This is a genomic window from Vibrio sp. L85 (assembly GCF_963871815.1).
GTDB lineage: Bacteria > Pseudomonadota > Gammaproteobacteria > Enterobacterales > Vibrionaceae > Vibrio > Vibrio harveyi.
Genome location: NZ_CAWMYL010000243.1, coordinates 182,214 through 196,661, shown reverse-complemented (window position 1 = coordinate 196,661; position 14,448 = coordinate 182,214). Strand labels below are relative to the sequence as shown.

Genomic DNA, 14,448 nt, shown 5'->3' with positions numbered 1-14,448 from the left:
CAACAACAGTCAAGTATCAACAGTTAAGTATCAACGCTTAAGCGAACGATAGACACCTAAGGACAATCTCTAATCCGGTTTGCGGTCTGAAATCACCTTACCATCTTTAATCGTGATGATGCGTTTAGTACGCTCTGCCAAAGCGTTGTCGTGTGTGACGATGATGAGGGTTCGACCTTCTGCATGAAGTTGGTTGAACAAGGCTTCAATCTCTGCACCTGATTTGGAATCCAAAGCACCAGTTGGTTCATCGGCAAGGATAATTTGCGGGTCATTAACTAAAGCTCGTGCAATCGCAACCCTTTGTTTTTGACCACCTGAAAGCTGGTTCGGCTTGTGATCGAGTCGATCCCCTAGTCCCACTTGTTCTAATAATTTTGCGGCACGTTGGCGACGCTCTTTAGCTTTGATACCCGAATACACAAGCGGTAATGCGACATTATCTAGAGCCGTTGCGTATTCAAGCAAATTAAAGCTCTGAAACACAAAACCAATCTTTTGATTGCGAATCCCTGCTAGAGCATTAGCAGTTAAGCTTGCAACATTTTGACCACCCAAAAGGTATTCACCATCCGTCGGTTTGTCCAGGCAACCAAGCATATTCATCAGCGTCGATTTGCCAGAGCCAGATGGTCCAAGAATAGAAAGAAACTCTCCTTGGTTGATGGTTAAGTCAACGCCGTCTAGTGCACGTACTTCGACCTCACCACTCGCGTAGTACTTACAAATATTAGTCAGCTCGACAAGCGGCTTGTTCACCATGCTTTCTCCAGAGTTATTATTATTCACTTTGTAGTGCCTCCAGCGGACTCACTTTGGCTGCCCGATTGGCAGGTAACCAAGCTGACGCGACGCCGATAAACACCAAGGTAGAGATCACTATCGCAACCACAGTCCACGAAAGTTCTGGAACCGGTTTACCGAGATCCTCATAGAAGACATTCCCTTCTAGATTGATGGCACTGATTGCGGAAATGAGACTGTAGGTAACACCGAGCCCCAACGCGCCTCCCATCATCATGGTCATTAACGATTGAACTAAGTAATGCAGACGGATCGCCGTTGGCGTTGCCCCTACCGCCATACGAACTCCAATATCTCGGGTAGAGCGTTTAACAGTCGCGTACATCACATTCGCGATCCCAACACCAGCCACAGCTAGCGTGACAAAACCAATAATGCCGAGAAAGCTTTGCAAACCAATCAGGAACTGCTGCATGCTCTTTTGTTGCATGAACATATCTTCCACTTGTACGACTTGTTCATCACTGACACTGGCTCCATGTTTACGCGCAATCAATTGGCGAATGGTTTCAGCCAACCTCTTGCGGTCGGTCTCCGATTTTGGCTCAACATTAATACCACCAATATCACCATTTGCATGAAAGCGTTGCCAAGTCGCAAGCGGAACAAAGCTCGAATAATTGATGTCATCGCCTTGCTCAACGCGTCCACTGTTTTTGGCAAGTACCCCGACCACGGTAAACTCTTCGCTACCAATTTTAACCTTTTTACCAACCGGATCGGCTTGCAAGGTAACAGCGGCAAACCAGTTAAAATCATCAACTGGGTTGAACAAATCCGCTGCTAATGAATAACCGAGCACAACCACTTTGCGCATCTGGTTTTGATCAAGAGGATTCAACCATCGCCCGCCGGGTAAAGGCTTCAGATTAGTCATTGATGCGTAATCCGTTGGAACCGCGAGCGGCTTTTGCCATGATCCTCGGTTTCCTGCTGTGATGTTTTCATTCCATTTCGCGCTGGGTGCTACACTGGCTACTTCAGGTAATGCCTTGATGACTTTAGCGTCATCTATTTTAAGCGTAAGAAATTTACCTTGATGAAAAGCGCCATGATCAACCGTCGCAATCCCCCCAGTCAGATAGATCAGATTACCATTGCCATTTTGCGCCGTTTTCAGCACGCCCTGTCGAATTCCCTCACCAACAGCCAGCATGGCAGCGATACAAAGCGTTGCCCATGCCACCGCCAAAATCGTTAAGCCTAAACGCAACTTTTCTGCTGACATCTCTTGGAAGATTTGTCTCATTGGTAACAGCATGATTATGCCCTCGCACTCAAAGCAATTACTGGTGTGAGACGAGAGGCTCGTCTTGCAGGAAAGTATGACGCCATCAGTGCCAAAATCAGCGTGACTAAGAGTGACCATACAATAGAGCCGAGTGTTATCACCGGTATACCAACCCATTCAGGAAGGGTGATTGAGCTAAGTAAGGTCACAATACTATAAGCAAACATCAGCCCAACTCCGGTTCCAACAGCAACAAGAATGAGCCCTTCTAAAATAAACTGATTCAGTATCGATTTTTGAGTAGCGCCTATCGCCAAGCGAACCCCAATCTCTCTTGTTCTCTCAGTCACCGACAGAAACATAATATTGGCAACACCAAGTGCACCAACAGCCATGGTCATAGCACCACTTGCACCCAAGAACACCTGAATGCCACGGAAGATCCCCTTAATCAATGAGGCTCCTTCACTAAAATCTGGCATATCAATCGCATCTCTATCGTTAGGATCAAAATGAAGCAATTTCGCATAAAAGTCAGCAACGTTTTTCCTAAATGAATAGGCATCCATACCCGCGGCAGGCTTCATCAACAACATCCATGGCTTGGTGTTCCACAGATCTCGATAGGTCGTTTGAGGGATGAAGACGGTACGGTTATCACCAAAAGAAATACCAGAGTCCTCATTTTTGAGTACGCCAATTACCAGAAAAGGAATGCCATTAACTTTCACTGTATTACCGATGGTAAGTGCACCCATCTTCGCGATTTGCTCACCTAATACTGCGACGCGTGTGTGATTGTGGATATCACTCGGTGAGATATGGCGCGAGCCAGTTTCAAACTTGCTTTGCATTAGTGAAAAATACGTCGAATCTATGCCACTCACATTACTCGATAAACGTTGTCCTTTTTCATTGGTAACGCTGCCATCCCACTTGGCATACACACTGGAAACATCCTCGACAAAACCCGCGCTCTTGATCATCTCAACTTGCTCTTGTGAAATACTGATTTGACGCCTAGCCGGTAAGCCTTGCCAAGCCTTACTTGTGCTTGAGGGAAATGCCACTTGGACGTTGTTCATCAAAAAAGAAAGCTGTTGAGTTTGATGACGATAGAAACCCTCTCCCAGCGCAATCAACACCACCACTGAAATGACACCCCAAGCAATAGCAATGATCGCCAACGCACTTTTCATACGATGCGCCATCAAAGTTTGCCAGGTTTGCTGCAATAGATTGGTCATGAGTTAAAAGCTCGAGAAATCAACGCCATCGTGTCATCATCCAGCTTTCCTGCGGTTTGAAGCAAACCAATGCGCTGACGCCAATAGCTGTACAAGTTGGTTTTTAGGCTATTTTTGGCTTCAAACAAACTGTTGTGTGCACTGATCACCTCTGAGACTTCCAACAATCCTGCATCGTAAAGCTTCTCTTTACTGCGTAAGACTTTCTCGCGAGAAAGCACAAGATCGTTTGCCATCAGCACTTGGTTCCAGTTGATCTCGACCTGAGTAAACTGCTGGATAACGCGTTTATGAATATCGATTTCAACTTTACGTAAATCTTGTTTCGCACTGAGGATATTAAGTGACGCTTCATCAACTTTAGCGCGCGTTGCACCGTTGAGGTCAATTGGCACGCTCAAGGTGATGCCAGCGTTGAACTCACCGTCTTTGCGTCGATCATCATCGTTGTAACCAATGTCACCTTTCAACGTGGGATAGTAACCACCTTTCGCTGAATCTTTGGCAAACTCACTGGCTTTGACATTTTGCGCAGCGACTAATAGCTCAGGACTGCTGTCTTTTGCCAGTTTCAACCATTGCTCTTGGGAGTTCACCAACATTGGTGGCTGGATGAGCGAATCAGTACGAATTTGATCGACATTTTGTGGCGTTTGGTTGATTAAAGCTGCCAGTGTCGCTCTTTTCACTTCTAAGTCAGCTTGAGCACTTAAAATACCCGCTTGTTCAGAAACCTGTGTCGCACGAATCTCTTCTACATCAACCGATTTCACTTTACCTGCACGATACCGCTTCTCGATTATTTTCAGTAACTTATTACCTTCTTCTAGCTTAGATTGTGCCAGTTGCAAATCGCCTTGCGCACTCGCAACATCCAGGTAAGACGATAGGAGCCTTTGCGCCAATTCGTTATGTGATTGAGTCAACTCCAACTGCGCTTTAAGGTAGTTTGCATTTGCTCGGTCTAAGTCTGACCACAAACTGCTGTCCCAAATGGTTTGAGAGAGGGATGCCCCGTAGCGGTTGATATTGTCTGCTGACTCACTCCAGTTTGAAGACGCCGTGGCAGTCAAACCGGGCAAAAGTGAACTGCGACTCGCATCAACACCGACCTCGCCAAGTTGCACGCCAATCTTAGCTTTTTCATAATTTGGGTCGTTTTGTTTTGCCTGTTGCCACGCTTGCTCGATAGAAATCGCATAGCTAGGTAAACTTAACGTGGCAGCTAATATCGCGCAGCCTAATTTGGACAAAGTTAACTTAGCCATGAGCGGCTCCCATCATCATGCTGTTGTCGATGATTTCTTCATTCAGTTCGACACCATCAAGCACTTCCACATTAATTCCATCTGATAGTCCGAGTTTGACTGGTTGTGAGTGGAAACCTTGTTCAGAAGTGTCTGGGATCAAAACGCTTGGTGTATCGCCATTAAACTGAAGCGCACGCTCTGGCAGTGTTAAAACATTTTCTGATTTCTTTAGCGTGATTTTTGCCGTCGACGAAAAACCCGAGCGCAAACGCACTTCTTTCGGAATACTTAGTTCGCCCACTTCAACGCCAAAGCCATTATCGAAACTTTTCGCGGATGCGTTTCCAGCAGGTGAGTTTAAGTTCTCAGACTGAATGGCAACTTTAGTCAGCACTCCAGAGATCTCAACATCTGGATAAGGAGCGACAGTGATCACAACTGGCATGCCCGGGGAAAGCTGAGCAGCATCATGTTCACTCACGCTGCCTTTGAAAATCAGGCTATTCATATCAGCCAGTGACATCATTGCCGTTGCTTCTTGGCTTGATTGTGTAGAAATAATCGGCTCACCGACTTCCACTTTACGGTTAAGAACAGTGCCATCAATCGGCGCATAAATGGTCGATGTCAAACGTGCATTCCCGATAGAGGCTTCGCCGCTACGAATCAACTCAAGGTTCTGACGTTTTTGCAATACATTCGCTCGAGCAGACTTAACCGCTGATCGCGCACTCACATACTCGTCATAGTTTTTAGGAATGATGTCCTGCTTGACCAAGCTCTCTAGGTTAGCAAGCTTTTGTTTGGCTGATTCAAGATCCGCTTCACTGCGCATCAAATCGGTAGACGCATCCGTCAGTGCTTGAGGTGTCGGGTTAGGACGCACCTTAATCAAGGGTTGCCCTTGTTTTACTTTTTCGCCGACGTTGACATAGATTTCACCAACGATACCGTCAATTTGTGACTTAATAGAAACCGAGTGCGCTGGAACAATATTACCAACAGCGACCGCTTGTTTTTCAATGGTTCCTTTTTCCACCGCTAGAGTTGGAAACGCTTCCGGCTGAGCCGAAGATTGCAGATAGTAATACGCACCGCCACCGAGCAGCGCAACGCTCACAGCAGAGACAAGCCAAGTTTTTGCCATCATTGATACCAGTTATTGTTGTGTAGTCTTGTGACCATCTCGTGAACACAAAGTTCTAGGATAATATCGGCTTTAATGTAGGATATTTGTCATATTTGGTATGGCTATGTAATCACTAAAAGACAATAGCCGGAGTGAATCGCTGAACTTGGCGTAAAATGATCATTGGTTAAATTTCAACACGGCGACCAGTTGGTAAATGCTCTAGGCGATCAACAAGCACTTCTTTCAGTAAATGATACGCCTTCATCCCCGTACAGTGACCCGTGTAAAACTTCTCAACAGGATATTCTGACAAGACTTTACCTAATGCTTTGATGTCGTCTTTAGTACCACCAATACTATTAAATACGGGCAAGCCCACGAGATGAAAGCCACCCACTACCGCTTCGATTTTGCAGTTTGGAAATGACTCAATGCTTTTTACTTCACTTCGAAAGCACCAACCTGCTGTTTTGATCCTATTAAGACTTGACGGAAGATCAAAAAACACACTATTATTCGCAAAACTGACCAATTGGTCAGTCGGTATTTAGAGCGAGTACTATGGACAAAAGACAGCAGATCATTGAAGTTGCAACGCAGTTATTTGCGGAACATGGTTTTGAGAAAACGCCTGTCTCCACCATTTGTGAGAAGGCTGAAATTTCAAAAGGCTTGGTGTTTCACCACTTCAAAAATAAAAACGAACTGTTAAGAGAAGTTTTTGTTCATATCACTCAGATTATCGAAGAAACAGATAAGAGTGATGAACACGTATCAGAGAATGACGATCGCTTAGAAGCAATGATCCACTCGATCTTCGATGGTATGACCGTTCCTGAACACCGCAAGATTTATCAGTTCAATTTTAGTGTGATGGTTCACCCGACCACGAGAGCGATTGTTGTCGATCTGATAGACGAACGCTACCAAGGTTTACAGGTATCCACTGAAGAAGTTTTTCGCTCACTGGGGCACTCGAACCCTGTTGTCGTGACAAAAATGTTCATCGCGGAGATCGATGGTATTGCCATGAACTATTTACTCAATGAGGACTTCCCTATCGAAGAAATCAGGCAAGAGTTCATCAAAAAGTACTGCTAAACCAACCAAAAAATCATGCACATCTCGTTGCGTGATTTTTTTGATCAAACTAACTGACTGCACGGTCAGTCGGTTTAGTAAATTAAATATAAAAACTAAGGAGAAACCAATGAATACACCTTATCAAATTCAATACGAAGCGTTCGCGAAAGCCGGTGGGCTATATGATGAGAGACACGCCAAACTCTATGCAGAATTTGCCGACAATCTTATTGCAGATGGCAGCTTTTCAATCGTCTATGAAGGCGTAGCACACGCCTGCTATACCCCTATCGTGATTGACGCAGCACCACACCTAAAATGCTATGTACTTGCACCACTTGCGGTACTACCTGAGTTCCAAGGCAAAGGTTATGCGACAAGATTGATGGAAGAAGCAGAAAAGCAGTTAAACGCTGACGTTATCTTTGTAATGGGCGATCCGATACATTATGCGAATCGTTACAACACGACTCACAGCGTATTACTACCTGTACCGTCCAATGCGCCTTTAGATTGCTGGTTTGCACGAGAGTTAGTACCAGGCACGTTAACTGGGGTTGGTGAGTCCACTTCATCCATCAAGGGACCTTTTTCTGATCCATTGATGTGGAGTCATCCAGACGAGCAAGTCGTCTAATATCAAAATCAATCTGTTATGCCCAGAGCACATTGCTTTGGGCATGCGGTGTAACCCAATCTATCTTAATAAGAGCATTGCAAGTGCACCGACCAATACACCGAATACAAACATTCCTACACTAATTAATATAAGGTTAGGAGAATTGCTAAAAGATGAAGGTTCGTTACTCCCATAGTTATCAGGTTTAGCATTGACCAAAAGTGCCGTGTATTCGGTATCAAATGCAGCCGCCAGAGAACGCCCCGTCTCCAAAGAAGCACTTCCGTGAAGCTCAACACGTTGTATGGTGCGTAAACTTAACCCACAGATATCGGCGAGTTGTTGTTGGGTCCATGCTTTGTGCTGCCTTAGGTGGCGAATTTTTGAGGTATCTAATTGCATCCATTCACCCTTTCCCACCAAAAAACACAGCAATAGTGACAAAACCAACAAGCAAACCACATGCAAAAGCAACACCAATGCCTTTGAGAATTTGGAGATGAGTTAGCCCAAATTCATACTCATCAATACTTCGATAACCCTTTTTTAGGAAGACCGTTATCATCCACTTACCGTTTAGGCAAATTTGGACTTCTAATTTCTCTCCTTCAATCTCAATCATATGACTGGATTTAAAGTACCAATTGGACTTTTGGGATACGAGTTCACCATCGACGTAAACCCACTCTTTGCCACTTAACATTGAGATTTGGACAGTAATGTCATGTCCTTTCCATTCAAAGTAGCTGGTTAAAATTGTTTTCCCTGTTTGCATCACATATCCCTATTCATTCAATGATGTTCACATCGTGCCGCAAGGTCGACACTATAAAAACGACGCACAGACGACAGTCGCCTTTTTGTCATGTGACACTATGGCGACAATGGTATGACAGTTATTAATTTTCAATAAGTTAAGTAATCAACTTGAGGACAAACCCCTGCCGTCTCCGTGGTTCAATATCCACTATTGCGGGCATAGAGAAAACAACTCTTGTTCTTCAGTTTGATATTCAGCCGCCTCTTTAGCGATAGCGATATTTTGCTTACTCGCCTTAAACTCAGAACCAGTGCCGGGCCAAAAATACCCTTGGTCATCATGACAGAGCACAATAATCGATGCTGCAGCTCCTAAATTTGGCTCATCTCCCTTCGCTGCATACATTTTGAAAGATATGTGAGACGAAAAATTCCCTCGAATCTCTTCGAGTACGTCAGCTTGAATTTCGTAGTATGCATCAACACCTTGCTTTATTTCTTCAAAACTCGTGAGCCGTAAAACGGCGGAATACGGTGCTTGATTGATCGCAACTCTAAGTGGTTCTTTTGCCATAACTTCTACCGCGATAAAAGCAATAAACCATAGCGTCCACTTCATGCTTATCCCCTTTTAAACCGCATACTTAAACAGTCCTGCGGAAACATACTTAACGCAGGAAATACCGTGTATTCCTTCAGCACGCCTTGTTTCTTAAATCCACATTTTTCCAGCACGCGAATACTGGCTTGATGGTCGATATGTGGGGTTGTGTAAATCTCCTCGACTCCGATGCTTTTCAGATGCTCGATACCAAGCTTACACGCCTGAGTCGTATACCCTTTACCTTGATAATTCCTAGAAATCCCAAAGTGAATTTCGCTACGACTTTTTTCAGGGATTAAGACTAAGCAACCAATGGGAACGTGGGTCGCGTTTTCTTCAATTGCGAACACCAAGATATTAGGGTGAGCCAACTCATATTGAGCTCGCCATCGACTGATCGCTTGTAACGTTTGGTTTGGGCTTTGATGGGCTTGTCGATTGAGGTACAAACACGTTTGCTCATCGCCAAAGTAGTTTTCAAACAAAGGAACGGCATCTATTTCTTCAAGGTATCTGATTGCCACATCTTGCGCTTCTCGCCTCATTGGCTCTCACCTTGATACACGTCTGGGTTCCATATCTGCATAAAGTTCTCGACGGACTCGATAGGCTTAAAGCCGAACTGTTCATACAGACCATGAGCATCACGCGTCGCAAGCATCATTCTGCGCAAACCTTGAAGATTTGGATGGGACACGATTTCAGAAACCAACCATTTACTAATGCCTTGCCCACGGTATTCCGGGAGTACGAAAACATCGGCAAGATAAGCGAAGGTGGCTTTGTCAGTAATTAGGCGAGCAAACGCGATTTGTTGATTGGACTCAGTAAACACGCCGAAACAAAAGGAGTTTCGCACCGCTTTATCTAGCGTGTCTCTCGGCACTCCTTTCGCCCAATAGCTCTGTGAAATGAAGTGATGGATGCAATCCAGATCCATCTCTTCAAAGGCAGTGCTAATGCGATATCCTTGCATGGTGTTCTCCCAATAAATCAAAGCTTCTCTGCGACGCAAATTAGGTTGTTTGAGTTTTCAGAAAACTTATCTTCTGTCCAAGAGCTGTATTTTTCGGTAATACATAAACCCGCCTGAGCAAGAAACACTTCAATTTCAGATAACTTTCGATACTTCAAATCAATGCTTGAGTGAGTTGTTGAACCATCTTGGTAGTGACGTTCTTTCTTCAAATAAAGGATTGCACTTTTAGCGTCATAACGTTCGCTCATTCCCATGTACTTTACTTCGCCTTTGTCGGGCAATTCATAGGTTTGCCACAACGACATTTCAGCATCAATTTCCAAGTTATCGGGCGTTGGTAAACGGGTATCAAAGATGAAACGCCCACTTCTATTGAGGTGATTGGAAATCGAATTAAGGACACCAACTAGCATCTTATCGGAGAGGAAAGCTTGGAAAGCATTGCCCGTCATGATCGCCATATCAAAGCATTTATCGAGAGAGAATTGAGTGGCATCCTGATGCAAAAAAGAAACGTTATCCAATCCCTGCGCTTTGTGTTTAGCATGTATTAACATCCCCTCGGCAATATCAATACCAACAGCGTTATCGAGTGGCTTTGCGACAGGTATGGTGACAATACCCGTACCACAGCACACATCCAGCAAACTTCGAGCACACATCGCGGTAATGTGCTTTTGTATCAGAGCGATATCATCTTCGTAATGTTTATCATACTGAGTATCGTATTCCATGCCTGATGCAAACTCACTGAGATCTTGTGTCTTCAAAAACAGTCCTTGTTTATTTAAGTGATTAACTTGGCTTTCGTAGCTCTAAGAGCAGGTAACGGCATATATAACCTGCACCTGATGTATAACCGACAAGATTTTCAAGCGATACGACTTTAAGCCCTGCGTTTTGGCTGAACTCGCGAACTTCGTTCTCGGTGTAAGCGGTGTGTACGACTGTGCCACTGTTGGTGTTTCTCGGCAGATCTTTTCCATCTGGGTCGTGACATTGGAAACTGATAAAGCAACGCCCATCAGCATTTAGCAGCTCAGCAATACATTGAAGTAGCGACTGGGGATCGACGAGAAATTCCGTGAATCCGAGAGCGGTAATGATGTCGAAGGTTTGATTGAAAAGTGGGGAAAAAGGTTGGTCAAGATCATGAACATTGACGCTTTGATATAAGTTGGTTTCGCGCGCTTTGTTCACCATATTGGAGGAGATGTCCAAGCCATGTAGAACGACATCAGGGTAATGAGATTTTATGACTTTCCCGATGCTGCCTGTGGCGCAAGCCAAATCAAGGGCTGAGCCTTGCTGTAGATTGAGTGTTTTTAGCTTCCCGTCGACCCAACGTGGACCAACATATTGGCTGTCTTCAATTAACTTTTGGTAGCGCTCAGATACTTCATCATACATTTTGGCAACGTCCATGATTCCTCCTTGAATTCTTGAACGCTTGCCAATGTAGCACGCCCTACTCACCTATACACTTATGTCCTTGTAAAAGCGTGAAAAAAGTCGACGTGCTACGCATTGATTTAAGCCATCCAGATCCTCGCTAAAATACCTACTGGTGTGGTAACACCCGTTGTAATTGAGCTTATCTTCCCATCTTTTACAACATAGATAGTCGGAGTTACGCTAATGCTCCATTCTTGCATGATGGTGCTTTTGGGATCATTGACATTATCGAACTGGTAGTCTTTTGCCTGAATGAATTTTTGTACACGTTCTTCTGGACCAGAGGCACCAGAAACAGCAACGACTTCATAATAGTTGCTCAACCAACTCACGCTAGGGCTAACAAACTTACACGCAGGGCACCACGTTGCCCAAAAATACACGACAACAGGCTCGTCATGGCTTTTGGCAATCACATCGACGAACTCACCGTCCGCCATGATTGCACTAAGAGGCGGCGCATGCTCTTTGGGAATGTCTTTGGTGCGGTACCAATCCATCGCGACCGATATAACAGTCACCATGAGGATGATTTGTAGCGCTTGACCAAGCCAATATTTCAGCGACTTGCGCTTTTTTACGGTGTTCACTTAATCACACCTCCGCTTGCTTGCTCAATGGCTTTCACCACAACATCGTCAGTCAAAATCACTGGTAAAGGAATGCCTTCTGGTGCAGCAGGACCATAAACTATGTTGAATGGCACACCAAAACGACCATGTGCTCTTAAGAAATCGGTAACTGAACTATTGGGATGCGTCCAGTCGCCTTTTAACGTCGCAACATTAGGGCTTTGCAGCAATGAGTAAACTGGATCTTGCCAGATCACACCGATCTTGTTGGCTTTACAAGTGACACACCAGTCAGCAGTCACATCCACAAATACTACGCGACCATTTTTCACGTGTTCCGCAATCGCTTCATTCGATAACTTTTCCCAAGCCAAGTCTTCAGGCAATGGGGTTGCCCAATGATTCGCTGTCATGCTGCCTAGCATCAGTCCACCAGCGATTAAGATGAGCGATGCCGTACCTGACACTGCCAGCGCTTTGTTACCGTAGACTCGCTTGACACGCGCCATAATAACGATGAATGCAACCAAGCCGATTAAGATGACCCAAAATACTGGTAAGTGATTCGCCATCAATGACAACAACCATGCACTGGTTGCCAGCATCATGATGCCGAATACGATTTTCACGACATTCATCCACTGCCCTGGCTTTGGTAACTTCAACGCGATACCCGGGAAGATAGCGACTAAGATCCAAGGCAGTGCCATGCCTAATGCCAGTGCGGTGAAAATAGCAAACAGCGTTGCTACGTCCGCACCCAGTGCAAACGCAACGGCGGTACCTAAGAAAGGCGCAGAACAAGGCGTTGCAAGCAGAGTCGCGAACATTCCTTGCACGTAGTGTCCAAATAGCGAGTTATCGCCCTTCGACGCTAGCCAAGTATTCGTACCTGAAGACAGGCGAATTTCAAACAAACCAAGCATGTTGGCGCCAAATAATCCGGTCACCAGCAGCATTAAGCCTAAGAACCAAGGGCTTTGGAATTGCACACCCCAGCCGATAGCATTACCTGTCAGCTTCAACACTAAGATAAACCCAGCCAAAAGCCAGAACGAAGTCAGAATACCTAACGAAGAAGCGATGAATTGAGTGCGAATTTGGCGACGTTCAACACCTTGTGCGGCCACAATGCTGCTTAACTTCATACCTAGTACTGGTAGTACGCAAGGCATGATATTCAGAATCAAGCCGCCTAGTAGCGCAAACAAGAATATGTTCACCAGTGAAGTGGTTGGCAAAGCTTGCGTGATAACACCCGCTTTTGCTTGCGCGGTTTCTTGCGCCAGTAGGTTGTTATCTTTGATTGAGACGTAAAGCGATTGGTTATCCAGCTCTACGTCACCCAACCAAGTATTCACTAAATAGTTTGCGGTAAGCGTATTGCCCTCTTGATGCAGCCCTTCCAACTTGAAGCTGTAATCGCTCGTTGTTTCATCGACACCATCGACTAACACTTCTGGCTTCTGCCATCCTTGTGAGTTGGTCAGTTTGATTTGCAACTTAGATTGGCTCGCATCCCAGTTTGCTTGCGTAACTTCAACAAAAGGAGAAGGCTGAGGCACACTGCTCACTGCTTGCGCGTAAGTAAACATCACTCCTTCATCAACTTGTAAGTCGGAAGGTAGGAAAGACAGTTGAATGTGATAATCCGTCAGGACACAAATGGTCGTGCACGAAGACAGTGTCAGCGTCGCATCAATCGTCACTGGTTTATTCATGTCTTCGACGTGTAACGTCATTGGGAAAACGGTGTCACCTTTATAACCCAGCGTTTCAATACCAAGCAGTTCGTATTTCTGCGGGTACGGCCATTGCCAATCCACTTTGGTTAGGTTTTGTGATTTTTCCCAATCAATAGAAGGCGCGACGCCACCTTCACCCGGTGAACGCCAGTAGGTTTTCCAATCGCCGGTGAGTTTGACATCAAGATAACCAGTAAGTGTGTTGGTATTGGGATCTTGTTGTCCGGTAAGTACAAAGCGCGTCTGTACAGGTGGATGTTGAGGGTTGGTCAGCCACCCGGTGTCTGTCGTCTGTGCTTGGGCAAATAACGAGAATAAGCTCAGCGCTAACGTCATGAAGATCATAACCGCAGCTTGAGTTGTTTTTTTAATGTGGTTCATAGTGATTCCTAGTTAAAAACAAGTGTAGAAAATACTGACGGAAAAATACTCGTCAGAAATCACTTGTTATTCACGGAATACACATAGGGTGAGATGGACCCGATACTTATGGATTATCGGTTCTGTCCATTGCCTTTGGTTAGCAAATGCGCAGCAGCGCCACACGGCTAATACGAAGAGACCAATAAACAGCACAACAACCATGGTTTCCAGTTGCTGTTGAGCAAATTGAATCAGTTTTTCAGATAACTCACATTTACCCGTATCGTGCCCACTGTCGGCTCTCTCAATCTTTGTGACATCATTAACTCGCCCCCCATCAACCAACACCGAGGTCGTGTTCGAGTCATATTGCATGGCGCAACTGAACATCAAGCCGGAGTTTTTCAACAGGCACACCACAATCACCCAGCCAATCAAAGCTAGGAGCCATTTCCCTTGATGTTGGGATGCAGCAGATTGTGAAGTGGATGCAAGCATATTCGTTTTGATTGTCAATCGTTGGCGGGAATCATACGCAAGTTTATATAAACCTCAAGTGGTATGAATTTTCTGCGCCGCTCTCATTGGTAGCTAATTATGATAGT

The 14,448-nt window shown here is 45.1% G+C and carries 17 protein-coding genes and 1 pseudogene; 2 read left to right on the top strand and 16 right to left on the bottom strand.

What is annotated here, in order from left to right; translation table 11 throughout:
• Positions 1 to 69: 69 nt before the first annotated feature.
• The 6 genes and pseudogenes from AACR11_RS23730 to AACR11_RS23705 form a co-directional block, all read right to left on the bottom strand.
• Positions 70 to 762: an ABC transporter ATP-binding protein gene (locus tag AACR11_RS23730; RefSeq protein WP_009698445.1), complete on the bottom strand. Its 693-nt coding sequence runs from the start codon at positions 760 to 762 to the stop codon at positions 70 to 72.
• A 19-nt stretch (positions 763 to 781) separates the two neighbouring features.
• Complete coding sequence (locus tag AACR11_RS23725; protein ID WP_029790910.1) at positions 782 to 2,065, bottom strand: ABC transporter permease; 1,284 nt, start codon at positions 2,063 to 2,065, stop codon at positions 782 to 784.
• Positions 2,066 to 2,067: 2 nt separating this feature from the next.
• A complete protein-coding gene (locus AACR11_RS23720; protein ID WP_005444932.1) occupies positions 2,068 to 3,282 on the bottom strand; it encodes an ABC transporter permease in 1,215 nt (404 codons plus the stop codon).
• Complete coding sequence (locus tag AACR11_RS23715) at positions 3,279 to 4,550, bottom strand: TolC family protein (RefSeq protein WP_029790908.1); 1,272 nt, start codon at positions 4,548 to 4,550, stop codon at positions 3,279 to 3,281. Before AACR11_RS23715 ends, AACR11_RS23720 begins: the two co-directional genes overlap by 4 nt.
• Positions 4,543 to 5,679 (bottom strand): efflux RND transporter periplasmic adaptor subunit, encoded by a 1,137-nt coding sequence (locus AACR11_RS23710; protein ID WP_029790906.1) that lies wholly within the window; start codon positions 5,677 to 5,679, stop codon positions 4,543 to 4,545. Before AACR11_RS23710 ends, AACR11_RS23715 begins: the two co-directional genes overlap by 8 nt.
• A 169-nt stretch (positions 5,680 to 5,848) precedes the next feature.
• Positions 5,849 to 6,148, bottom strand: a pseudogene (locus AACR11_RS23705) (hypothetical protein); the annotation flags it as partial.
• A gap of 77 nt (positions 6,149 to 6,225) precedes the next feature.
• Here AACR11_RS23705 and AACR11_RS23700 point away from each other — a divergent pair.
• Both AACR11_RS23700 and AACR11_RS23695 read left to right on the top strand, forming a co-directional pair.
• Positions 6,226 to 6,765, top strand: a complete 540-nt coding sequence (locus AACR11_RS23700; protein WP_029790904.1) for a TetR/AcrR family transcriptional regulator — start codon at positions 6,226 to 6,228, stop codon at positions 6,763 to 6,765.
• Positions 6,766 to 6,874: 109 nt separating this feature from the next.
• Positions 6,875 to 7,384, top strand: a complete 510-nt coding sequence (locus AACR11_RS23695; RefSeq protein ID WP_029790902.1) for a GNAT family N-acetyltransferase — start codon at positions 6,875 to 6,877, stop codon at positions 7,382 to 7,384.
• Between the two features lie 60 nt (positions 7,385 to 7,444).
• On the opposite strand, the gene AACR11_RS23690 is transcribed toward AACR11_RS23695, so the two are convergent.
• The 10 genes from AACR11_RS23690 to AACR11_RS23645 all read right to left on the bottom strand — a co-directional run bounded on the left by AACR11_RS23690 (position 7,445) and on the right by AACR11_RS23645 (position 14,341).
• A complete protein-coding gene (locus tag AACR11_RS23690) occupies positions 7,445 to 7,768 on the bottom strand; it encodes a helix-turn-helix domain-containing protein (RefSeq protein ID WP_009698450.1) in 324 nt (107 codons plus the stop codon).
• Between the two features lie 4 nt (positions 7,769 to 7,772).
• Positions 7,773 to 8,141 carry a hypothetical protein gene (locus AACR11_RS23685; protein WP_009698451.1) on the bottom strand — a complete coding sequence of 123 codons (369 nt, stop codon included), beginning with the start codon at positions 8,139 to 8,141 and terminating at the stop codon, positions 7,773 to 7,775.
• A 192-nt stretch (positions 8,142 to 8,333) separates the two neighbouring features.
• Entirely contained in the window at positions 8,334 to 8,744 is a 411-nt protein-coding gene (locus tag AACR11_RS23680) for a hypothetical protein (RefSeq protein WP_029790899.1), read from the bottom strand.
• A gap of 2 nt (positions 8,745 to 8,746) precedes the next feature.
• Positions 8,747 to 9,274 (bottom strand): GNAT family N-acetyltransferase, encoded by a 528-nt coding sequence (locus tag AACR11_RS23675; RefSeq protein WP_009698453.1) that lies wholly within the window; start codon positions 9,272 to 9,274, stop codon positions 8,747 to 8,749.
• Positions 9,271 to 9,705 (bottom strand): GNAT family N-acetyltransferase, encoded by a 435-nt coding sequence (locus tag AACR11_RS23670; RefSeq protein ID WP_029790898.1) that lies wholly within the window; start codon positions 9,703 to 9,705, stop codon positions 9,271 to 9,273. Before AACR11_RS23670 ends, AACR11_RS23675 begins: the two co-directional genes overlap by 4 nt.
• A 17-nt stretch (positions 9,706 to 9,722) precedes the next feature.
• Entirely contained in the window at positions 9,723 to 10,478 is a 756-nt protein-coding gene (locus tag AACR11_RS23665; protein ID WP_009698455.1) for a class I SAM-dependent methyltransferase, read from the bottom strand.
• 25 nt (positions 10,479 to 10,503) lie between these two features.
• The gene (locus AACR11_RS23660) at positions 10,504 to 11,133 is read right to left on the bottom strand and encodes a class I SAM-dependent DNA methyltransferase (RefSeq protein WP_029790895.1); all 630 of its coding nucleotides are present in this window, start codon (positions 11,131 to 11,133) and stop codon (positions 10,504 to 10,506) included.
• Between the two features lie 107 nt (positions 11,134 to 11,240).
• The gene (locus AACR11_RS23655) at positions 11,241 to 11,753 is read right to left on the bottom strand and encodes a protein disulfide oxidoreductase (RefSeq protein ID WP_005444895.1); all 513 of its coding nucleotides are present in this window, start codon (positions 11,751 to 11,753) and stop codon (positions 11,241 to 11,243) included.
• The gene (locus AACR11_RS23650; RefSeq protein WP_009698457.1) at positions 11,750 to 13,861 is read right to left on the bottom strand and encodes a protein-disulfide reductase DsbD family protein; all 2,112 of its coding nucleotides are present in this window, start codon (positions 13,859 to 13,861) and stop codon (positions 11,750 to 11,752) included. The genes AACR11_RS23655 and AACR11_RS23650 overlap by 4 nt, the downstream gene beginning before the upstream one ends.
• 66 nt (positions 13,862 to 13,927) lie before the next feature.
• Positions 13,928 to 14,341, bottom strand: a complete 414-nt coding sequence (locus AACR11_RS23645) for a hypothetical protein (protein WP_005444886.1) — start codon at positions 14,339 to 14,341, stop codon at positions 13,928 to 13,930.
• Positions 14,342 to 14,448 lie beyond the last annotated feature (107 nt).